This is a genomic window from Arthrobacter psychrochitiniphilus (assembly GCF_003185915.1).
Classification (GTDB): domain Bacteria; phylum Actinomycetota; class Actinomycetes; order Actinomycetales; family Micrococcaceae; genus Specibacter; species Specibacter psychrochitiniphilus.
The window spans coordinates 109,894-130,436 of the sequence record NZ_QHLZ01000005.1 but is presented as its reverse complement, the minus strand read 5'-3'; the positions used below and the strand labels follow the sequence as shown (position 1 = coordinate 130,436).

18 protein-coding genes are annotated in these 20,543 nt (G+C 60.1%); 5 read left to right on the top strand and 13 right to left on the bottom strand.

The annotated features are described in order from the left end of the window. Window positions 1–10 precede the first annotated feature (10 nt). Window positions 11–448, bottom strand: coding sequence for an RDD family protein (locus CVS29_RS09370; RefSeq protein WP_110106064.1), 438 nt, complete (start codon window positions 446–448; stop codon window positions 11–13). Window positions 449–626: 178 nt separating this feature from the next. Between CVS29_RS09370 and glnA (CVS29_RS09365) the strand changes: the two genes are divergently transcribed. Continuing rightward, window positions 627–2,051, top strand: coding sequence for a type I glutamate--ammonia ligase (gene glnA / locus CVS29_RS09365; protein WP_110106063.1), 1,425 nt, complete (start codon window positions 627–629; stop codon window positions 2,049–2,051). A gap of 128 nt (window positions 2,052–2,179) precedes the next feature. Here the strand turns inward: glnA (CVS29_RS09365) and CVS29_RS09360 are convergent, their stop codons facing one another. The 3 genes from CVS29_RS09360 to CVS29_RS09350 all read right to left on the bottom strand — a co-directional run bounded on the left by CVS29_RS09360 (window position 2,180) and on the right by CVS29_RS09350 (window position 5,392). Continuing rightward, the gene (locus tag CVS29_RS09360) at window positions 2,180–3,091 is read right to left on the bottom strand and encodes a glutaminase (protein WP_110106232.1); all 912 of its coding nucleotides are present in this window, start codon (window positions 3,089–3,091) and stop codon (window positions 2,180–2,182) included. Between the two features lie 142 nt (window positions 3,092–3,233). Next, entirely contained in the window at window positions 3,234–3,968 is a 735-nt protein-coding gene (locus CVS29_RS09355; protein WP_110106062.1) for an amino acid ABC transporter ATP-binding protein, read from the bottom strand. Continuing rightward, entirely contained in the window at window positions 3,965–5,392 is a 1,428-nt protein-coding gene (locus tag CVS29_RS09350; RefSeq protein WP_110106231.1) for an amino acid ABC transporter substrate-binding protein/permease, read from the bottom strand. The genes CVS29_RS09355 and CVS29_RS09350 overlap by 4 nt, the downstream gene beginning before the upstream one ends. A 316-nt stretch (window positions 5,393–5,708) precedes the next feature. Between CVS29_RS09350 and CVS29_RS09345 the strand changes: the two genes are divergently transcribed. After that, window positions 5,709–7,205, top strand: coding sequence for an arylsulfatase (locus tag CVS29_RS09345; RefSeq protein ID WP_110106061.1), 1,497 nt, complete (start codon window positions 5,709–5,711; stop codon window positions 7,203–7,205). A gap of 147 nt (window positions 7,206–7,352) precedes the next feature. Here the strand turns inward: CVS29_RS09345 and CVS29_RS09340 are convergent, their stop codons facing one another. The 5 genes from CVS29_RS09340 to glnA (CVS29_RS09325) form a co-directional block, all read right to left on the bottom strand. Beyond that, window positions 7,353–8,627 (bottom strand): NEW3 domain-containing protein, encoded by a 1,275-nt coding sequence (locus tag CVS29_RS09340; RefSeq protein WP_110106060.1) that lies wholly within the window; start codon window positions 8,625–8,627, stop codon window positions 7,353–7,355. A 28-nt stretch (window positions 8,628–8,655) separates the two neighbouring features. Further along, on the bottom strand, window positions 8,656–9,003 hold the full coding sequence (locus CVS29_RS18655) for a hypothetical protein (RefSeq protein ID WP_211315115.1): 348 nt from the start codon (window positions 9,001–9,003) through the stop codon (window positions 8,656–8,658). A 96-nt stretch (window positions 9,004–9,099) separates the two neighbouring features. Next, entirely contained in the window at window positions 9,100–10,002 is a 903-nt protein-coding gene (locus CVS29_RS09335) for a Gfo/Idh/MocA family protein (RefSeq protein ID WP_211315114.1), read from the bottom strand. Window positions 10,003–10,238: 236 nt separating this feature from the next. Continuing rightward, window positions 10,239–13,298: a bifunctional [glutamine synthetase] adenylyltransferase/[glutamine synthetase]-adenylyl-L-tyrosine phosphorylase gene (locus CVS29_RS09330; RefSeq protein WP_110106059.1), complete on the bottom strand. Its 3,060-nt coding sequence runs from the start codon at window positions 13,296–13,298 to the stop codon at window positions 10,239–10,241. A 9-nt stretch (window positions 13,299–13,307) separates the two neighbouring features. Further along, a complete protein-coding gene (gene glnA, locus CVS29_RS09325; protein WP_110106058.1) occupies window positions 13,308–14,654 on the bottom strand; it encodes a type I glutamate--ammonia ligase in 1,347 nt (448 codons plus the stop codon). A 158-nt stretch (window positions 14,655–14,812) separates the two neighbouring features. Between glnA (CVS29_RS09325) and panB the strand changes: the two genes are divergently transcribed. Then, entirely contained in the window at window positions 14,813–15,730 is a 918-nt protein-coding gene (gene panB / locus CVS29_RS09320; protein WP_110106057.1) for a 3-methyl-2-oxobutanoate hydroxymethyltransferase, read from the top strand. A 56-nt stretch (window positions 15,731–15,786) separates the two neighbouring features. Here the strand turns inward: panB and CVS29_RS09315 are convergent, their stop codons facing one another. After that, window positions 15,787–15,960, bottom strand: a complete 174-nt coding sequence (locus CVS29_RS09315; RefSeq protein WP_110106056.1) for an SPOR domain-containing protein — start codon at window positions 15,958–15,960, stop codon at window positions 15,787–15,789. A gap of 139 nt (window positions 15,961–16,099) precedes the next feature. Here CVS29_RS09315 and map point away from each other — a divergent pair, with 139 nt between their 5' ends. Together map and ppgK are read left to right on the top strand one after the other, a co-directional pair. Continuing rightward, window positions 16,100–16,978, top strand: a complete 879-nt coding sequence (gene map / locus CVS29_RS09310; RefSeq protein ID WP_110106055.1) for a type I methionyl aminopeptidase — start codon at window positions 16,100–16,102, stop codon at window positions 16,976–16,978. Window positions 16,979–17,064: 86 nt separating this feature from the next. Then, window positions 17,065–17,859: a polyphosphate--glucose phosphotransferase gene (ppgK, locus tag CVS29_RS09305; protein WP_110106054.1), complete on the top strand. Its 795-nt coding sequence runs from the start codon at window positions 17,065–17,067 to the stop codon at window positions 17,857–17,859. Between the two features lie 98 nt (window positions 17,860–17,957). Here the strand turns inward: ppgK and nrdR are convergent, their stop codons facing one another. The 3 genes from nrdR to CVS29_RS09290 all read right to left on the bottom strand — a co-directional run bounded on the left by nrdR (window position 17,958) and on the right by CVS29_RS09290 (window position 20,542). Continuing rightward, the gene (gene nrdR, locus CVS29_RS09300; protein ID WP_110106053.1) at window positions 17,958–18,410 is read right to left on the bottom strand and encodes a transcriptional regulator NrdR; all 453 of its coding nucleotides are present in this window, start codon (window positions 18,408–18,410) and stop codon (window positions 17,958–17,960) included. A gap of 118 nt (window positions 18,411–18,528) precedes the next feature. Continuing rightward, on the bottom strand, window positions 18,529–19,926 hold the full coding sequence (gene hisD / locus CVS29_RS09295; RefSeq protein WP_373366683.1) for a histidinol dehydrogenase: 1,398 nt from the start codon (window positions 19,924–19,926) through the stop codon (window positions 18,529–18,531). A 34-nt stretch (window positions 19,927–19,960) separates the two neighbouring features. Next, entirely contained in the window at window positions 19,961–20,542 is a 582-nt protein-coding gene (locus CVS29_RS09290) for a hypothetical protein (protein ID WP_110106051.1), read from the bottom strand. Window position 20,543: the final 1 nt, after the last annotated feature.

Genomic DNA, 20,543 nt, shown 5'->3' with positions numbered 1-20,543 from the left:
TCGCACGTCTCTAGCGGCGGATCAAGATGGACTTGATGGCCTGGTCGTGAAGGCCGCGGTGATCAGCATCCACAATGATGGCTGGGATGACCAGGCAGACCAGTAGGGCCCGAATCACTCCTGCCAGTAACCCGGGCTGCCGGCCATCCAGCCTGACCACTTCAATGCCCATGATGCGGTGGCCCACGCTGTAGCCAAGAAGGCCTACAAGAAGCATTTGTTCGGCTGCGAAGATGGCAAGAATGGCGTTGGGATTGCCGTCAAAGAAGGCAATCGCAATCAGGTAGGAAAGACCCCAATCGATGCAGAGGGCAATAATGCGCCGCCCTGCCCGAGCCATGGATCCGGGACCGGATTCGGGCTGGCCTAAACGCTCGCCCGGGAATTTGGATATATTGGAAGTGTCCGGCCCACTGAGCCAGGAAGCTATGTCTTTACGATCTACCACCCCACCAGCCTACCGCCGCCGGGTGAAACCCGGGTATCGGGCAGGCATGGAGGGGATGTAACGTGCCGGAAACATTTCCGTCACTAGTGAGTAATGGCACCGTTCTAGGCTTATGCCAGTTGTACATGCACTATGGCCGCACCCAGTCGGCCAAAATCCCCAGCGCCAAGGAGCGTAGATGTTCAAGAACGCGGAAGAAGTCCTCCAGTTCATCAAAGACGAAGATGTTAAGTTCGTCGATATTCGATTCACTGACCTGCCCGGCGTCCAGCAGCACTTCAATGTTCCGGCCAAAACAGTTGACCTGGACTTCTTTGTCCACGGCCAGCTCTTTGACGGCTCCTCTATTCGTGGATTCCAGGGCATCGCCGAATCAGATATGCAGCTGATCCCAGATCCCAAGACCGCCTTTGTGGACACGTTCCGCAAGGAAAAGACGCTCGCACTGAACTTCTCCATTGTGAACCCCCGCACGGGCGATCCTTACCACCGTGACCCTCGCGGTGTGGCCGAAAAGGCTGAGGCTTACCTGGAGTCAACAGGCATCGCCGATACCGCCTTCTTCGGCGCTGAAGCTGAATTCTTTGTCTTCGATAACATCCAGTATGAATCCTCCCCGCAGGGTTCCTTTTACAAGATCGATTCCGAAGAGGCTTACTGGAACACGGGCCGCAAGGAAGAGGGCGGGAACCTCGGTTACAAGACACCGCAAAAGGGCGGCTACTTCCCCGTGGCCCCGATTGACCACCAGGCGGATCTGCGTGACGCCATGTGCCTTGAGATGGACGCTGCGGGCCTTGAGGTCGAACGCTCCCACCACGAGGTTGGCGCTGCCGGTCAGGCAGAAATCAACTACAAGTTCAACACCCTCACGCATGCTGCGGATGACATGCAGAAGTTCAAGTACGTCATCAAGAACACTGCATGGGCCTGGGGCAAGTCCGTCACGTTCATGCCCAAGCCCGTCTTCGGTGACAACGGCTCCGGCATGCATTGCCACCAGTCGCTGTGGACCAGCGGTGAGCCGTTGTTCTACGACGAGAAGGGCTACGCTGGCCTGTCAGACATGGCACGCTGGTACATTGGCGGCCTCCTCAAGCACGCAGACGCCGTACTGGCCTTCACCAACCCCACGGTGAATTCCTACCGCCGCTTGGTCAAGGGCTTTGAAGCCCCGGTGAACATGGTGTACTCACAAGGCAACCGCTCCGCCGGTATCCGTATCCCGATCACAGGCTCCAACCCGAAGGCCAAGCGCCTGGAGTTCCGCGCACCGGATCCCTCCTCCAACCCGTACCTGGCCTTCGCCGCCCAGCTGATGGCAGGCCTTGACGGTATTAAGAACCGGATTGAACCTCCGGCTCCCATCGACAAGGACCTCTACGAGCTGCCCCCGGAGGAAGCCAAGGACATCCCCAAGGCTCCCGAATCGCTCGAAGAGGCACTGATCGCTCTCGAGAACGACAACGAGTTCCTGCAGGCCGGTGGCGTCTTTACCCAGGACCTGATTGACACCTGGATCGATTACAAGCGTGAATACGAGATCAAGCCGTTGCAGCTGCGCCCGAACCCGTACGAGTTCGAGCTCTACTACGGCTGCTAGCTAAAACAAGCAGCAAACTTGGGATAGTCCGCAAGGATCAGAATCCGTGAGCGCAATGAGGGCTCGGAACAGTGCGTTCCGAGCCCTCATTGCGCTTGCATGCTCCCCGCTAGGTTACGCTTCCACGCCTAGAAGATGGACCAGCCAGTCTTGGCTGTGAATTCATCCAGCGCCGCAATGCCCGCCACGGAGTTTCCATTGGGTCCAAGCGCTGGACCCCACACGGTAATGGAACAGCGTCCGGGCACAATGGCAACAATGCCGCCACCCACTCCGCTCTTACCCGGCAGGCCCACACGGTAGGCGAACTCCCCGGCAGCGTCATAGGTTCCGCAGGTGAGCATAACGGCATTGACGCGTTTACTCTGATTAGGACTCAAAAATGGCGTACCGCCAGCAGCCACTCCGTGCCGGGCCAAGAAGCGCGATGCCTTGGCCAGATCTTCGCAACTCATGGCGAGGGCGCACTGTTTGAAGTAGCTATCCAGCACTTCATCCACTGGATTCTCCAGGTTCCCGTAACTTGCCAGAAGATGGGCCATGGATGCGTTCCGGTGACCGTGGTCCGCCTCGGAAGCGGCCACCAGTGCATCGATCTCCACCTCCGGATTCCCGGATTCCTGTCTCAGCAAGCCCCGTACCGAAGCGGCCGCGTCTCCGGTGATGGAGAGCAACCTGTCGGTAACTACCAAGGCCCCCGCATTGATGAATGGATTCCGGGGAATCCCGCGATCTGCTTCCAGCTGAACCATCGAGTTAAAGGGTGTGCCGGAGGGTTCCCTGAACACCCTTTTCCAGATGGAGTCATAGTCATAGGACATGACTAGCGCCAATGAGAATACTTTTGAAATACTTTGGATTGAGAATGGTTTCTGCCAGTCCCCCGCTCCGAAAACCTCACCGTCAGCCATGGCGACACAAATACCGAAGCTATCCGGGGAGACCTCCCCCAGACTAGGAATGTAGCTAGCCACCTCGCCTTGTAAACACAGCGGCGCCACATGGGCAACAATCTCATCCAGGATTTCCTGCATGTCCAACATGTTCGCTCCCACCGTTCATCCCGCCGTTGCACTTCACCTGCCGCACTTCTGTCTGTACTACTGCCGCTCTTCCAACTGTATTGACGTTTAAAGCAGAGGGGCGGCAGCTCGACAGCCGACGCCCCTCACACAACAAACGTTAGAGCACTTTCGCCAGGAACTCCTGCAGACGAGGCTGCGCAGCGTTGCTGAAGATGGCCTCGGGTGAGCCTTCCTCACAGATGACCCCGGCATCCATGAAGATCACCCGGTCAGCCACCTCGCGAGCAAAACCCATCTCATGCGTGACCACCACCATGGTCATGCCTTCCGCAGCCAGATCTCGAATGACCTGCAAAACCTCGCCCACCATCTCAGGGTCAAGGGCGCTGGTAGCCTCGTCGAAGAGCATGATGCCGGGGTTCATGGCCAGCGCACGCGCAATGGCCACACGCTGTTTCTGCCCGCCGGAGAGCGAGGCGGGACGGGCATCTGCCTTCTCGGACAGGCCCACACGCTTGAGCAGTTCCATGCCCTTGGCCCGGGCCGCAGCCTTGTCCAGCTTCTTGAGCTCCACCGGTGCAAGCATGATGTTCTGAAGCACGGACATGTGTGGGAACAAGTTGAAGTGCTGGAACACCATGCCGATGTTCTGACGTACAGCGTTTAGGTCTACCTTGGGCTCGGTCAAGTCAATACCGTTAACAGTGACGGTGCCGCCGGTGATGTCCTCGAGCTTGTTCAGGCAACGTAGGAACGTGGACTTACCCGAACCTGACGGGCCAATAACACACACAACCTCGCCTTCAGCAATGTCCACATCCATGCCCTTGAGCACTTCATTGGAACCAAAGGACTTTTTAAGCCCACGGACACTTATTTTCGCAGTGCTCATTTGTTGAACTTCCTGTCAAGGACGTTGGAAAGCTGAGTCAAGATGGAGATCACAATGAAGTACAGCGCGGCCACAATCAACAGTGTTTCACCGGTACGGAAGTTGGACGCGTAAATCTGCTGGCCTTGGTAGGTCAATTCCGCAAAGCCAATCACTGCCAGCAAGGAGGTGTCCTTCAACGTGATGACGAACTGGTTGATGAACGAGGGCGTCATGATCTTCACGGCCTGGGGCACCACTACACGGCGCATGGAAGTGACGTAGCTCAGACCCAAGCTGCGGCTGGCTTCGAGCTGGCCGGGATCAACTGACTGGATGCCGCCACGAACAATCTCGGTCATGTAGGCACCCGCGTTCAGGCTCAAGGTGATAACACCTGCTGTCAGGACGTTAATGGGCTGCCCTGTCATCTGCGGCAAACCGAAGTAGAAGAAGAATGCCTGGACCAGTAACGGGGTGCCACGGAAAATAGACACATACGTAGTGGCAATGCCCCGCATGATCTTGCTTTCGGAGACCTTGAAGAAGCCGAACAGGACACCGAGGACGAGGGCGATTGCAAGCGAGAGGACGGTGGCCACCATGGTCAGCCAGAGCCCCTTCATGAGGGCGGGGAAGCTGTCCGCAACGAGCTGGAAGAAGCTGCCCTGCTCGGTGACCTCGGTCTTGGCCAGGTAGGTGTCCAAGATCAAGTCGTACTCGCCATTGGCCTTCAACTCGGCCAAGCCGGTGTCAAACGCCTTCAGAAGGTCCTGATTTTGGCCCTTGTTAACGGCGAAGCCGTAGGAGCTGCCCTGTTCTTTTTCGGTGACAATCTTCAGCCCGTTGTTCTGGCTGACACCGTAAGCGAGCACCGGGTAGTCGTCGAACACGGCCACGGAGTTGCCGGCCTTGACGTCGTCATACATGGTGGCGGAATCTGCGAGTGCCTTGACGGTGAAACCGTATTTGCCCGCGATGGACTTGGCGAACGTTTCACCCTCGCTGCCACGCTTGGCGGTGACGCTCTTGCCCTTGAGATCGGCGTAGGTCTTGATGGCGTCGTCGTTCTTGGCCACCGCCATCTGCACACCGGAGTCAAAGTAGGGGTCGGAGAAGTCAAAGATCTTCTTGCGCTCATCCGTGATGGACATGCCAGCGATGACGCCTGCTACCTGGTTGGACTGCAATGCCTGCAACGCCGCATCAAAGCCCAATGACTTGATGTCAACTTCAAAGCCCTGACTCTTGGCAATGGCGTTGAGCAGGTCCATGTCGATGCCCACCAGATTGCCGCTGCCGTCACGGAATTCAAAGGGGGCGAAGGTGGTGTCAGTGGCAATGGCGAATTTCTTGCCCTCCACGCCGGTGTGCTGCACTGCGGTGCCCGCCGCTGCAGGTGCCGGCACGCTCAACGCTGAGGCGCCGCCAATCCCGAGCAGCATGAAAACGACGGTAAAAAAGGCGGCGAGGGCGGCAAATGTGCCGCCGCTGCGCCGCCGTAGGGGTGGAAGCCTGAGCATAAATTTTCCCTCACAACGGTGTCACGCCCTTCTTGGGGCGATTTAAGTACCCCTCGACGGTACAGCGTTTGTTCCGATCATGCGAGATGGATCACGATTCGATATCAGTTTCACCCCGAATGCGCCACTGCTGTCCATCTCTCAAGACTGCTTCATTGGGTAAGCTGGATGTAATTCCGGCCACTTCCTGGCTATCCATCCGGCCAGCATCTGACCATCCCTGTGACGAAAGTAGCTCATGACCAAGCCCAATGTGATTCTCATTTGCGTCGATGAGTGGCGTGGAGATTGTTTGGGGGCTGAGGGCCACCCTTACGTTCAAACACCTCACTTGGACGAGCTAGCCGGAGCGGGCGCCCGATTCCGGCACGGCTATTCAGCAACACCCACCTGCGTTCCTGCCCGGGTGGCCTTGTTTACCGGCCAGTCCCAGGAGCGCCACGGCCGGGTGGGCTACCAGGAGGGCGTGAAGTTTGACGAGGTCCATCCGATCACGCTGCAGGGCGAGTTCCGCAAGGCGGGTTACCAAACCCAGGCGATTGGCAAGCTCCACGTATATCCGGAGCGCTCGCGCGTGGGCTTTGACGATGTCATCCTGCACGACGGATTCCTTCATTTTGCGCGCAAGGAAAACCGCCGAGACTTCAAGTTCTTTGACGACTACGTTCCGTGGCTGCGCCGCCAACCCGGTGTCACGGCGGACGAGGAGTATTTTGACCACGGTGCAGGCTGCAACTCCACCGTGGCCCGCCCGTGGGACAAGGCGGAGCGGCTGCACCCCACGTCTTGGCTTGGCAGCCAAACAGTGGAATGGCTGTACCGCCGCGACACCACGGTCCCTTTCTTCTTGTACCTGTCCTTTCACCGCCCCCATCCCCCCTACGATCCCCCTGCCTGGGCCATGGAGATGTACCTTGACCTACCGGCCTTCAAGCGGCGAGTAGGCGATTGGGAGCACCACTTCGAATCGGTACGCCGCGACGGCTACCACCAGACGAGCTTTGGGACGCTGCCGGAGGCCGTCACCCACAGGGCCAGAGCCGGTTACTACGGGCTCATGACGCAGATTGACCTGCAGCTAGGGCGCATCTTTGAGGCCCTCAATGAATTTGGTGTGGCGGATGACACCGTCATTGCCTTCACCTCGGATCACGGTGAAATGCTTGGGGACCATGATTTCTACCGTAAGTCTGTGGGTTATGAGGGCTCTGCCCGGGTTCCCTTCATAGTGGTCCCGGCACCTAATGATCCCCGGGCCCTGCGCGGCACAGTGGTGGACGAGGTGGTGGAACTGCGCGACATCATGCCCACCCTGCTGGAACTGGCCAATGTGCCGGTCCCGGAATCCTGCGACGGTAAATCGTTGGTGAGGTTCCTGCGCCAGACACCCTCCGGAGCCGAGCCTGCCGGGGACGTTGAGCCGTGGCGTGAGTGGCTGCACGGTGAGCACGTGTACTTTGACCAATCGCTGCAGTGGGTCACCGACGGGCATGTGAAGTACCTGTGGGCCTCGGAGTGGGGTACGGAGGAGCTTTTTGATCTGGACGCGGACCCGGAGGAAATGCATAACCTCGCTCCCCTGCCCGAGTATGCTCCCTTGTTGGCATTGTGGAAGTCGCGGCTGATTGCCGATCTCACCGGACGTGAGGAAGGGTTCGTGCACGACGGCGAACTGGTCACCGGTGCTCCCGTTGCCACCATGCTGGCCCACGCCAGGGCGCGCATGGCAGGCTGATCGCTCACGTCCTAGCGCTCCCGGTCTAGCGCTCGGGGTCTGGCGCCAACGAGCTGGCGCCGGCGTAATTGCGGAAAGCACAAAGACAAGAGCGGCCCCGCACCAATTGGTGGGGGGCCGCTCTTGCTTGCTGCTAACTACGAGCTGCTAGCTGTGGTTGGAACGCTGGCGGCGCCGTGCCACCATCAGTACCAGACCGCCCACGAGCAGAAGGCCGCCCATGCCGATCAGCGGAGCTGCGCTGCTGCTAGCTGTCCCGGTGGTGGGGGGCGCTACCGGATCCTTCGTGGTGACGGGTTCCGTGGCCGGGTCAGTTGTAGGCTCCGTCGTCGGCTCAGTCGACGGAGCCACGGAAGGGTCCGTGGTTGCCGGAGCAGACGTTGCCGGGACCGTAGTTGCTGGAGCAGTGGGTGCCGGAAGGGTTTCGCCTTCAACAGCGGGAACGAATGCAATGGCAAAGACGTGCAGGTTCGCGTTGTTCGGCAACGTCACCATGGATACGGTCTTGGACGCATCAATGGCAATGGTGTTAGTGAACATGCGGTATGGGAACTCTTCATTGGCGAAGCCTGCGGGCGTGTTGCGGCCCATGACTTCAACCGCAAGGCTGGCACCGTGAGCGGTAACCTCTTGGAAGCCCCAGTTGGGGAGTCCGAAGGTGCCCTTGGAACTGCTGCCGGCGGTGTAGTGAACCGTGGCCTCGCCAACGGCGCCGTTGTGAACTCCGGAACCGAGGAAGGCGATCTTGCTGCCCTGGCCTTCGAACTTGAAGGTCTGCCCTGATCCAGTCACGTTATCCGGCTTGCCAGGTTCAGCTGAAGGCCACGTGAATTCGGTGCCTGCAGCGGTGATCTTCGCGCCGGGCGTGTAACCCTTCAAGGCCAGTTTCTCGCGTGAGAAGCTGTTCTTGCCACCGTCGTAGTCACCCTGCGCGGTGGTGCCCACAGTGGTGGTGCCAACATTGCCGAACAGTTCGGCCAGGCTGGCCGGAACGGGACCTGTGAACTGGTTGCGCTCCGCGAAGGAGGTCTTGACGCCATCTCCGCCTGCATAGGTTGCAGCGGCGGTGAAGTTGCGGGTTACCGAACCGGAGGGGTTGTTCGGTACGTGGATTTCTGCGGTGACAGTGGCGCTCGCACCGGCTGCCAAGGGCGCGCTCAGGCTTTGAGTCTCGGGGTACAGGGTCCAGTTGATGGGTCCTGTGATGACTACCGAAACATCCGTCATGGCTGCGTTGGAGGTGTTTTTCAGTGTGACTGTGACATCAGAAATAACCGGGCCCTGGAGATTGACCTCGGCGATGCTCATGACGAGGGCGGAATTGCTTCCTTCCGCCCCGGCAGGGGAGCCCAGGATGGTTATTGCTCCGCCAAAGACCAGCGCGGTGGCCAGCATGGCGATAAGTGCTCTTAGTTTCTTCATGTTTTGTTATTGCTCCTTTCCAGGTGCGTTAGACCACTGCTGGCATGTCGATGGCTACCGAATCCAGGCCCACACGCGGGCGGACCCAGCCGCCACGGGTGAAGTCGGGAATTTCCACGGGTTTGCCACCATCGGCCAGGGACATGACACTGAGCGGGACAGGGGCGCACCACGCTGCTGAGTCGTACACGTCAATGTCGGCAATGGTGCCTGTGCGCATGGATTGGATGGTCCGCCACGCCATGATGTAGTCCATGCCGCCGTGGCCGCCGTTAGCTACAGCATCCTCCCCAACCTTCTGCCACAACCAGTGATCATATTTGGTCAGTGACGGGGAGAAATCGGCCCAGGAGTGACCGCCGTGGTCCGGTTCCATGTAGACCCGGGCATTGGTGTTGCCGCCGCCTGCGTAATCCTCAAAAATACCGCCGCTGCCGGCAAGGCTGTTGATGCGGCTGTACGGGCGTGGTGTTCAGACATCGTGTTCGGCGCGGATAATCCGGCCCTTTTCCGTGCTGATCATGCAGGTGACCAGGTCACCGTTGACGTACGTCTCGTTCCAGGAGCGGTGCCCCTTGGGAACAAATCTGGCGCGGTAGTCGGCAAGGCCTTTGGCCGTGGTGGCCGTGGCGGAGAGAGTCTTCATCCGATCGCCGCGGTTGATGTCCATGGCAGCGGCGATGGGTGCCAGTCCGTGCATCGCATAGAAGCTTGCCGTGCTCTTGGTGTGCCACTTGCGGCGCCAGTCATCCGTGTAGTAACCGTCGTTGAAGAGCAGATCGCGAAGATCGTGCAGATAGCCGCCGTGGCCGTTGTGCACATCACCGAAGACGCCTTCATGAGCCATCTTCAGCATGGCCAATTCGTTGCGGCCGTAGGAGCAGTTCTCGGCCAGCATCATGTGCCTGCGAGTCTTTTCAGAGGTATCTACCAGATCCCACAGCTCATCAAGTCCCGTGGCGATGGGCAGTTCCACCATGGCGTGGGCGCCGGAGATCATGGCGGCTTTGCCTTGCTCGTGGTGGAATTCCCAGGGAGTGGCGATGTAGACCAGGTCAAGGTCCATCTCATTGAGCATCGTCTTGTAGGAATCGGCTGAACCACCGTACTGCGCCGGGCGTGGACGCCCCAATGCTGCCAGACGGTCAGCCACTCGCTTTGAGCGATCTGCGCGGATATCGCAAACAGCAACTACCTTGGCGCCGGGCACTGCGGCCCAGCCCTCGCTCATGGGACCGCCACGGTTCCCCAACCCAATGACGCCGATGCGCACTGTTGAGTATTTTTCAAAGGGAACGCCAATCATGGTTTCCTGGCCAGCGGGGCGCAGTTGCATGTTTCTGGCAGCCACAGCGTTGGGAGCCAGCGCAGCCATCAGGCCTGTGGCCAACGCACCCCCCCAGAACGCTGCGCCGCGACGCTGATGATAAATGGAGCATGCAGAACCTCCTACAGAAAAATCCTGAACGAATGGCCTAAGTCAGACGTACAGGTTCTAAAGCTCTGCTGTGAAGATGCCGCGGTCAAGCACAGTCAATTCCGGCGCACTTCAAGCCGCTTCCGGCCACTTCCGCTCAGGCCAGGAACAGGCCCCTTCAGGCCAGGATCGGGTTAGCCGTAGAACAGCCGCTCAAAAACGGCCCTAGCACGCCGGGTCAGCCCCAGATAGTGCTCTTCGAAGGCTGCCGCGTTGCCTGGTTCGTAGCCGCACCACCTAGCCACCGCCTCCAGATCATGGCGGGCCGAGGGCAGCAGATCCGAATTCTTGCCGGTCCACATGACATTGGCGTTGCGGATCTTCCCCGCGAGCCGCCACGCAGCCTCCAAGGTCTCGGAATCGTCCCCATCAACTAGCCCCAGCGCCGTAGCGGCGTGGAGGGCGGCAATGGTGCGGGTGGTGCGCAGTTCGGGGTGAGCGTGGGCGTGCTGAAGCTGGAGGAGCTGAACCAACCATTCAACATCGCTCAATCCGCCCCGGCCCAGCTTCACGTGCCGGGCAGGATCGGCACCGCGTGGCAGCCGTTCGGATTCCATCCTCGCCTTGATGCGTTTGATTTCGCGAAGGTTAATTTCCGGCACGGATTGTGGGTACCGGATGGGGTTCACCATGGAGATGAAATCGCGTGCCAGGACATCCGAGCCAGCCATGGGAAGCGCCCGCAACAGGGCCTGAGCCTCCCAGGCGGAGGACCAGCGGGAATAGTATTCCCGGTACGCTTCCAGTGACCGAACCAGGGGCCCGTTGCGGCCCTCCGGGCGGAGCCCGGCGTCCACAGTGAGTACCCGCTCGGCTTGGATGGCAGGCTTCAAAGGAGCCGTCAGCAGTGTGGTGAGCCGCTGAACGATTGCCTTGGCCTGCTGCGTGGCCTCCCCCATCCGGTCCTGCGCCAGCCCGTCAACGGGCCGGTGCACAAACAGGACGTCAGCGTCTGAGCCGTACCCGATTTCTTGTCCACCCTGACGGCCCATGGCCACCACGAGGACGCGGGTCAGCGGTGGCGTGCCAGCGTAGATTTCATTTTCGGCCACGAGGAGGGCGCCCAGCACGGCGGCCCGGTCCACGTCGCTCAAGGCCCGAGAGACAGCGTCTTGTCGCAGCAGCCCGCAGCTGTCAGCTATGCCAATGCGCAGGATCTCGCGTTGGCGCAGCAGGCGGATGAGCCGGATGGCACCGGCATCTCCCCCATGGCGGGATAGCGTTGACTGAATTTCACTCCACTGTGATTCAAAGCTTTGCGGAACAAGTTCTTTACTGTTGCCCAGCCAGGCGGTGGCCTCCGGTGAGACCTCTAGCAGGTCACTGACCAGGCGGGAACTGGAAAGCAGGTGACACAAGCGCTCTGCGGCCGCTTGGTGATCGCGCAGCATGCCCAGGTACCAATGGGAGGTTCCCAGCGCGTCGCTCACCCGGCGGAAGGCGAGCAGACCGGCGTCGGGGTCAACGCCGTTGGCCAACCAGCCGAGCAGAACCGGCAGGAGTTGGCGCTGCAAAGCTGCCCGGCGGCTCACACCGGCGGTCAGGGCCTCGATGTGCCGAACTGCCCCCGCCGTATCCCGGTAGCCGAGGGCAGCAAGGCGGGCCCGGGCGGCGTCGGTAGTCAGGGCGGCATCCTCTGCACTGAGATTTGCAGCCGTGGCCAGGATGGGACGGTAAAAAATCTGCTCATGCAAGGAACTCACGGAACGTTTAACCTTGGACCAGTTAGCTTCGAGGGAATCCGCACTGGGCCGCTTCATGCTCAGCGGCCCCTCCAGGGACCTGGCGAGGGCGCGCAATTGCTCCGGCGCTGTTGGCATAGTGTGCGTGCGGCGCATATGCACCAGTTGAATCCGGTGTTCTAGCACGCGCAAATATGTGTAGTGATTGAGCAGCAGCGCGGCATCGGTGCGGCCAATATATCCGGCATGTGTGAGCGCTTCAATGGCCGCAGTGGTGGCACGCAAACGAACACTCGGATCAGTTTTACCGTGGACTAGCTGAAGTAACTGGACGGAAAATTCAACATCACGCAGGCCGCCCTTGCCCAGTTTGATCTGGCGTCCGGCATCCGCGTCACGAATACTCGCTGTCACACGCCGTCGCATGGCCTGGACGGACTCCACAAAGCCGTCCCGCTCAGAGGAGTTCCAGATCAGCGGTTCCACAGCGTTCTCAAAATCGGCGCCAAGCGCCCTGTCTCCGGCGATGGTCCGGGCTTTCAAGAGTGCCTGGAATTCCCAGCTTTGCGCCCACCGGTGGTAGTAGGCAAGGTACGACTCGAGGGTGCGCACCAACGGCCCGTCCTTGCCTTCGGGGCGCAGATTGGCATCAACTTCCCACAGGCCCGGCTCACGTTCCGAAGCATAAATGGTGCGTGAGAGTGCCCCTGCCAGAGCATTGCCCACCCTGACCAGTTCGCTCTCATCAATACCCTGCGCCCCGGCGGCCTGTTCATCGAGTGCCACAACGTACATGACGTCCACGTCGGAGATGTAGTTCAGCTCCCGGGCGCCACATTTGCCCATGCCCACCACGGATAGCCGCACAGCCGCCACCTTCTCGGCTCCCAAGGCTGCCCCGACCTCATTGCGTGCCACTGCCAAAGCGGCTTCGAGCGCTGCTGCCGCCAAATCCGCCAGCTCCGCTCCGGCCTGGGGCATGGCTGCCTGAGGCGACGGCGCTGCCAGGTCCCGTAACGCCAACTCGCATAAGTGCCTGCGGTACATGGTTCGCAAGGCGATCCGCCCCTGGCTTTTGGACATCTGCGCCACGGCACGCTCCGCCGTGGGCTCTGCCCCCACCGAGCGCAGCAGCGAAGCCCGCAGCACCTCCGGATCTGCTGCGGCAGGGCGCCCCATGAGGGCAGGGTCCACCACCTCGAGATGTTCCGGGTGCCGCATCAGGAAGTCAGCCAATGACTCCGATGCCCCGAGGAGCCTGAACAAGTGCGCGTTGGAGAGTGTCCGTCCCGTGTCAGGATCTACGCAGGTGAGCAGGCTCCGGGTTTGCGGGGCACGGCTGAGCAGCCGTACCAATGACTGCAGCGCCATATCCGGGTTGTCGGCAATGGCCAGCGCGTCCAGCAACTGTGTCTGGTCCAGGTCTGCGAGTTCGCTAAATCCTAGAAACCTCTCACAGTTTTCAAGGTCGGAGAAGCCACGTGAGATCAAGGTGCGGGTCAGGGAACTCATGGCAGTGTGTTAGAGCACCCCCAAGTAGCGGTTGATCTCATAGGGGGTCACCTGGAGGCGATATTCCTGCCACTCGGAACGTTTGTTACGCAGGAAATTTTCGAAGACCTGTTCACCCAGGATTTCCGGCATGAGCTCTGATTCTTCCATTTGCCGCACGGCGTCATGCAGGCTGGATGGCAGCGGGTCATGGCCCATGAGCCTGCGCTCTGCACTCGTCAACGCACTGATGTCTTCCACGGCGGCCGGTGGCAACTCATAACCTTCCTCGATACCCTTCAGCCCGGCTCCCAGCAGGACTGCATAGGCAAGGTAAGGGTTCGCGGCTGAATCAATACCGCGGTATTCAAGGCGCGCGGCCTGCCCCTTGCCCGGCTTGTAGAGGGGCACCCTCATCAGGGCGGAGCGGTTGTTGTGGCCCCAGGAGACGTAGCTGGGGGCTTCTCCGCCACCCCACAGCCGCTTGTAGGAGTTGACGAACTGGTTGGTCACCGCGGTGAATTCCGGGGCGTGCTTGAGGATCCCGGCCATGAATTGCCGCGCCGTCTTGGAGAGCTGGTACTCGGCGCCCGGTTCGTGGAAGGCGTTGCTATCGCCTTCAAAGAGGGAGAAGTGGGTGTGCATCCCGGAACCGGGGTGGTCTGAGAATGGTTTCGGCATGAACGTGGCATAAGTGCCTTGTTGAATGGCGACCTCACGGATCACCGTTCGGAAGGTCATGATGTTGTCTGCCGTTTGGAGTGCGTCGGCATAGCGCAGATCGATCTCATTCTGCCCCGGCCCGCCCTCATGGTGGCTGAACTCTACGGAGATACCCACGTCTTCGAGCATGGTCACGGCGGTGCGCCTAAAATCCTGAGCTACCCCGCCTGGCACATGGTCAAAATAGCCGGCCTGGTCCACAGGGACGGGGATGCCGTCAGGTCCGGGCCTATCTGACTTGAGCAGATAGAACTCAATCTCGGGGTGGGTGTAACAGGTGAATCCCATGTCAGCGGCCTTCGCCAAGGTTCGCTTCAGGACGTTGCGCGGATCAGCGGCGGAGGGTTCGCCGTCGGGCGTGAGAACATCGCAGAACATGCGGGAGGTCTGTTCTGTCTTGCCGTTGCCGCGCCAGGGCAGGATTTGGAAGGTTGACGGATCGGGCTGGGCCAGCATGTCGGATTCAAAGATCCGGGCCAGGCCTTCAATGGCGGAGCCATCGAACCCCAGACCCTCTTCGAAGGCGCCCTCCACTTCAGCCGGGGCCAGTGCCACCGATTTCAAGGAGCCCACAACGTCAGTAAACCAAAGCCGCACAAACCTGACATCGCGCTCCTCAATGGTGCGCAACACAAATTCCTGTTGACGGTTCATGTACGGGCCTCTTCCTCTGGCACCAGCACCTCCTGGCACCAGTTGCGGGCAGGTGGCGGACGGGTTTGCGGCAGGTGTGTCCCCCGCAATCTTCACTCTACTAACTAGTGTGGCGCCCGGTGCCCATCCCACACCCGTAATCGTAATAAGCTGAGGTCATGGCACCCTCAAGCACCCCTGACTCCCCCGCGTCTGATTCCCCCGCGTCCGCCGAGCTGGCGGCCCCTTACGGTTCCGGCGCCGCTGCCCGGACCGCTACCCCCGGCGGCATCCCCGTCACCACACAGAAAATCCGTACACACCATCTGTTGGCGGCAAAAAAGGCTGGCCAAAAATTTGCCATGCTGACGGCTTACGATCAGTACACGGCACAAATTTTTGATGAGGCTGGCATTGAAGTGCTGCTGGTGGGCGACTCCGCCTCCAACAACGTGCTGGGCAATGAAACGTCCCTGCCCATCACCTTGGATGAAATGATCATCTTCTCCCGAGCGGTGACGGCTGGCGCCCACCGCGCCCTGGTGGTGGCGGATCTGCCCTTTGGCAGCTACGAGCAATCACCCGAGCAGGCAATCGCATCCTCGGTACGCCTCATGAAAGAGGGCCTGGTTCACGCCGTGAAAATGGAAGGCGGAGCCTACTACGCCTCAACCGTGCGCGCTCTGACGCAGGCCGGCATCCCTGTCATGGCGCACATTGGCTTTACCCCTCAAAGCGAGCACACCCTGGGTGGCTACCGCGTGCAAGGTCGCGGCGAGATGGCTCAGGCCATGATTGACGACGCCGTAGCGCTGGCTGACGCTGGCGCGTTTTGTGTGCTGATGGAAATGGTCCCAGCCGAGACGGCAGCCGCCGTGGAAGCCGCAGTTTCCGTACCCACTGTGGGCATCGGGGCGGGCAACACCACCACGGGGCAGGTTCTGGTGTGGCAGGACATGGCAGGATTGCGTACCGGCAAGATGGCCAAGTTTGTCAAGCAGTATGCCCAGCTGCGCACCATTCTGGCTGACGCTGCCCGCGAGTATGGCGACGAAGTTCGCTCTGGTGTATTCCCCGGACCGGAACACACCTTCTAACATCCGGCCGGGGCTGGGAAGGGCCACAAGGTGCTGTGGGACGTGCCGGAAGAGAGTTAGTCTTCTTCGTCTTCGTCCAGGGCGTCCGCGGCGGCATTGCGCTCTTGGACCTTGGCCAAGGCATGCTCGGCCTCTTCCCGGCTTTCGTAGGGACCAATCAGGGACTGCCACCCTGACTGGGCATCCTTTTCCACCTCGTGTGTTTGTACGTTGTACCAATAGCGTGCCATGACGGCCTCCATGCCTTGTGTGTGAATACTTGTGTGTGAATACTTGCAACTGCTGCCATCATAGGGCTTTCCTGCCGGCGGACGGTGAGAGCACTACGCACTCCCTGTCCATGGGCAAAAATTTAGTAAGATGGTTCCTATGTCTTCAACAGCAACCTCAGCGCCCATCGGCAAGCTGGTACCCGGGATCATCAGCCCGGAGCTAGCCGTTCCCTTCTCGATTGCCCGTCCTGAATACGTGGGCAAGGCCGGACCGGCCCCCTTCAAGGGATCGGAAGTCAAGGACGCGCAGACGCTGGAGAAGATCCGGATTTCAAGCAAGATTGCCGCAGCGGCCATCGTGGAGGTTGGCAAACACATTCTCCCCGGTGTGACCACAGATGAGCTGGACCGGATAGGACACGAATTCCTCCTGGATCATCAGGCGTACCCCTCCACGTTGGGCTACCGGGGGTTCCCGAAGTCATTGTGCTCCTCCATCAATGAAGTGATCTGCCACGGCATTCCGGACACCACCGTGGTCCAAGACGGTGACATCATCAACATTGACATCACTGCGTTCAAGAACGGCGTCCACGGCGACACCAACTTCACCTTCACAGTAGGCAATGTTGATGAGGAGTCCCGTCTGCTGGTGGAGCGCACCCAGGAGTCATTGAACCGCGCCATCCGGGCCGTGGCGCCAGGAAGGGAAATCAACGTCATTGGCCGTACCATCTCCTCTTACGCCAAGCGTTTTGGCTACGGAGTGGTGCGTGACTTCACCGGTCACGGCGTGGGCGAGGCATTCCATACCGGACTGATTATTCCGCATTATGACGCGGCTCCTGCCTACAACACTGTCCTGGAAGAGGGAATGGTGTTTACCATCGAACCCATGCTCACACTGGGCACCATTGAATGGGACATGTGGGCGGATGATTGGACCGTGGTCACTCGTGACCGCAAGCGTACGGCACAATTTGAACACACCATGGTAGTTACAGCCACCGGCGCTGAAGTCCTGACCCTGCCGTAGCATTACCTATGCCTTAGCTTCCCGCAGTATTGTCTTGGTCCAACACCGGCGTCTAACGCGTCCCTATTTCTATCCTTGGAGCCTGCATGTCTAAAAAGCACTCACCCAAAACAACTGCCATCGGTGTCGATATTGGTGGTACCGGCATCAAGGGCGGAATCGTTGATCTTTCCACCGGCGAGGTAATCGGGGACCGCTTCCGGATCCTGACCCCTGCCCCGTCAACCCCGCAGGCTGTGGCGAAGGTGGTCAAGGAGATCGTGGATGAGCTGTCCTCGCGCGATCACGCCCCAGCGGCTGATGCTCCCGTAGGCATCACCTTCCCGGCCATCATTGCCCATGGCATTTCCTTGTCCGCAGCAAATGTGGACAAGTCCTGGATCAACGCCAATGTGGATGAGATCTTCACCCAGGAGTTGGGCCGTGATGTGCAGGTCATCAATGATGCCGATGCCGCCGGCTTGGCTGAGGCCCGTTACGGTGCTGGCAAGGGCGTAAAGGGTACCGTCTTGGTCATCACGCTGGGCACGGGGATCGGCTCCGCGTTCATCTACAACGGCAAGCTTATTCCCAACGTTGAGCTGGGCCATCTGGAACTGGATGGCTTCGACGCCGAAACGAAGGCCTCGGCCAGCGCCCGGGAAAGGGACGGGCTCAGCTGGGATGAGTACTCGGTGCGGCTCCAACGCTACTTCTCCCATGTGGAGTTTTTGTTTTCACCGGAACTGTTCATCATTGGTGGCGGCATTTCCAAGCGCAGCGAGGACTACCTTCCCCAGCTGAAGCTGCGCACCAAGATCATCCCTGCCGAACTGGCCAATAACGCCGGTATTGTGGGCGGCGCCTTGCAAGCGGCCGTGTACTTCAAACTCATCAAGTAGCAAGATCAGAGCACACAGGCAACTCTCGCTAGGAGGCACAGATCACTCTGGCCACTCTCTAGCGAGAGTTGCTGTGCTGTTGCTCGCGAAGCCAGGTTCTAGCTGGCATCCTCGCTTCTTAATTTGGCGATGGAAGCCTCAAAGTCCGCCAGGGATTCGAAGGCTTGGTAGACGCTGGCGAAGCGCAGATACGCCACCAGGTCAAGGCGGCGTAGCGGTTCCAGAATGGCCAGGCCCACGTTGTTGGCATCAATTTCTGCTGCCCCACTGGCCCGGATTGACTCTTCTACTTCCTGAGCGAGTTTAGCCAGGTCATCGTCGGTGACGGGGCGTCCCTGACACGCCTTACGGACGCCGCTGATGATCTTGCTGCGGCTAAAAGGTTCCGCTACCCCGGAGCGTTTGCTCACGGACAGACTGGCCGTTTCCATGGTGCTAAAGCGCCGGCCACATTCGGTACACTGACGCCGGCGGCGGATGGACGAGCCGTCATCGGACAGTCTTGAATCAACCACACGCGAATCGGGATTACGGCAGAATGGGCAATACATGCAACCCCCTTCAGGTCGTGTCAATCACCAGTCTAAGATCATTTCAAGAGCAAATGACAATCGTGTAATTATCATACATGCACCCCTGCTGTCCAGAGGTGCAGCCTCAGAAAGTTGCTTAGGGGAAACGCACTGCCACGGCATCACCATGCGCCGGCAGGTCCTCCGCCTGGGAGAGCGTGATGACGTGGCGGGCCACCTCGGCCAGGGCGTCCTTGTTGTAGTTGATCAGTTGGACAGCACGCAGGAACGTTGTCACATTCAACCCCGAGGAGAACGCGGCAGTGCCACTGGTGGGCAACACATGGTTTGATCCTGCGCAGTAATCGCCCAAGCTCACGGGACTGTAGTCACCAATGAAGATGGCACCCGCGTTGGAAATTTGTGCTGCTACCTCAACAGCGTTCTCCGTCACAACTTCCAGGTGCTCCGCCGCATAAGCGTTGCACACGGCCACACCCTGCGCCAGATCACTCACGAGAACAATCCCCGACTGCACGCCGCCAAGTGCCGTCTGGACCCGTTCCCTGTGGGCCGTGCGTGCCACCTGGGCGCGAAGCTCGCGTTCGACGGCGTCCGCCAACTCCACGGAAGTCGTCACCAAAACCGATGCTGCGTTGGGATCGTGTTCAGCCTGGCTGATGAGATCTGCGGCAACAAAGATCGGGTTGGCTGTGTGGTCCGCCAGAACGGCAATTTCTGTTGCGCCAGCTTCTGAGTCAATACCCACCACGCCCTTGACCAGGCGCTTGGCGGTGGCCACGAAGATGTTGCCCGGACCCGTTACCACGTCAACGGGCTCGATGACCTCTCCTCCCCCCGTTGCCGAGCTTCCGGCGGCTACGCCGTAGGCAAATGCAGCGATTGCTTGGGCCCCGCCCATGGCGTAGACCTCGTCAATGCCCAGCAAGGCGGCGGCGGCAAGGATGGTCTGATCCGGCAGGCCCCCGTTATTCTTCTGCGGCGGTGAGGCCAGAGCCACCGAAGCCACTCCTGCTGCTTGAGCAGGCACAGCATTCATGATGACCGAGGAGGCCAAGGGTGCCAGACCGCCCGGGACATACATGCCCACTCGGGAGACGGGAACCCAGTGCTGGGATACCACGGCACCGTTGGCTACCGGGAAGTCAATGTTTGCCGGCTTCTGTGCCTGGGCAAAGGCTGTGGCACGGGCGATGGATTCCTCCAAGGCGGCACGCACGGCCGGGTCCAGAGTTTCCAGCGCCTTCTGTAGCGCCCCGGCCGGGACACGGGGATGTTCCTGGGTGACGCCGTCGAACTTGTGGGCCAGCGCCGCCAAGGCGGCGTGCCCATCCCGGCGGACATCGGCAATGATGGCTTCCACAGCGGTTTCCGCCGTGCTCACGGTGGAGGCGGCGGTGCGGGGAACTGCGCCCTTTAGCTCAGCTACGGAAAGGCTCTGGCCACGCAGATCCGTTCGTCGCAGAGTGAATGTGGCGCCACTGTTGATGGCGGGTTCGGTCACAGAAGATTCATGGTTGCTCACAACACGCAAGTTTACCTGTTGAGAGCCATGGGTGTGTTCCGGGCTACTGCTCTTCCCCCTGCTCCATTTCTTCTCGTTTCTCGGGCTTGCCGAAGTAGTAGCCGAACAAATGCGTGAGGAAGAGTACCGCTGCGCTTGTCAGGGGCCAGATCAAGAGGACCGAAGGTGAGCGCAGGGAGAACACAATGCTCGGGTTGCTCAGATTCTCCGGCAGAGTGTGGAAGAGGTCCCCCGCAAACACACCTGTTCGCCAGGCCAGCACGGACCCGGCTAGCGCACCCACCAGCAGGGCCAACGTGGGCGCAGCCGTAGTCCAGATCCGCGGCGTCTTACGGCCCTGGCGCAGGAGCAACACGGAGGCGACCACGCCCGCAACCAGCATCAACAGTGCTAGGGCGGCGTCCCTGGGAAACCAGCTGTCATAATCGGAGCCGTCGCCGTAGATGGCCCCTCCCGGCGCCAGAACAAACCAGGCAACGCCCATGACTGCCCCGAGCACTAAGGTTATGGCCAGCCAGCGCCGCCAAAAAGCCTTGTTACTTTTGCTCCAAAGCGTGCCGGAGGCATGGGCTCGCTGCGCTGACCCGGGGCTTGAAAGCGCCGCCTCGGCAGTGGGTTCATTCATG

What these genes read in the sequence shown, in the direction of transcription:
- glnA (WP_110106063.1), top strand. Translation starts at nt 627, where the DNA reads ATGTTCAAGAACGCGGAAGAAGTCCTCCAGTTCATCAAAGACGAAGAT.
- CVS29_RS09355 (WP_110106062.1), bottom strand. Translation starts at nt 3,968, where the DNA reads ATGAGCACTGCGAAAATAAGTGTCCGTGGGCTTAAAAAGTCCTTTGGT.
- CVS29_RS09350 (WP_110106231.1), bottom strand. Translation starts at nt 5,392, where the DNA reads ATGCTGCTCGGGATTGGCGGCGCCTCAGCGTTGAGCGTGCCGGCACCT.
- CVS29_RS09345 (WP_110106061.1), top strand. Translation starts at nt 5,709, where the DNA reads ATGACCAAGCCCAATGTGATTCTCATTTGCGTCGATGAGTGGCGTGGA.
- CVS29_RS09340 (WP_110106060.1), bottom strand. Translation starts at nt 8,627, where the DNA reads ATGAAGAAACTAAGAGCACTTATCGCCATGCTGGCCACCGCGCTGGTC.
- CVS29_RS18655 (WP_211315115.1), bottom strand. Translation starts at nt 9,003, where the DNA reads ATGGAACCGGACCACGGCGGTCACTCCTGGGCCGATTTCTCCCCGTCA.
- CVS29_RS09335 (WP_211315114.1), bottom strand. Translation starts at nt 10,002, where the DNA reads ATGGCTGCGCTGGCTCCCAACGCTGTGGCTGCCAGAAACATGCAACTG.
- CVS29_RS09330 (WP_110106059.1), bottom strand. Translation starts at nt 13,298, where the DNA reads ATGAGTTCCCTGACCCGCACCTTGATCTCACGTGGCTTCTCCGACCTT.
- glnA (WP_110106058.1), bottom strand. Translation starts at nt 14,654, where the DNA reads ATGAACCGTCAACAGGAATTTGTGTTGCGCACCATTGAGGAGCGCGAT.
- panB (WP_110106057.1), top strand. Translation starts at nt 14,813, where the DNA reads ATGGCACCCTCAAGCACCCCTGACTCCCCCGCGTCTGATTCCCCCGCG.
- CVS29_RS09315 (WP_110106056.1), bottom strand. Translation starts at nt 15,960, where the DNA reads ATGGCACGCTATTGGTACAACGTACAAACACACGAGGTGGAAAAGGAT.
- map (WP_110106055.1), top strand. Translation starts at nt 16,100, where the DNA reads ATGTCTTCAACAGCAACCTCAGCGCCCATCGGCAAGCTGGTACCCGGG.
- ppgK (WP_110106054.1), top strand. Translation starts at nt 17,065, where the DNA reads ATGTCTAAAAAGCACTCACCCAAAACAACTGCCATCGGTGTCGATATT.
- nrdR (WP_110106053.1), bottom strand. Translation starts at nt 18,410, where the DNA reads ATGTATTGCCCATTCTGCCGTAATCCCGATTCGCGTGTGGTTGATTCA.
- CVS29_RS09290 (WP_110106051.1), bottom strand. Translation starts at nt 20,542, where the DNA reads ATGAATGAACCCACTGCCGAGGCGGCGCTTTCAAGCCCCGGGTCAGCG.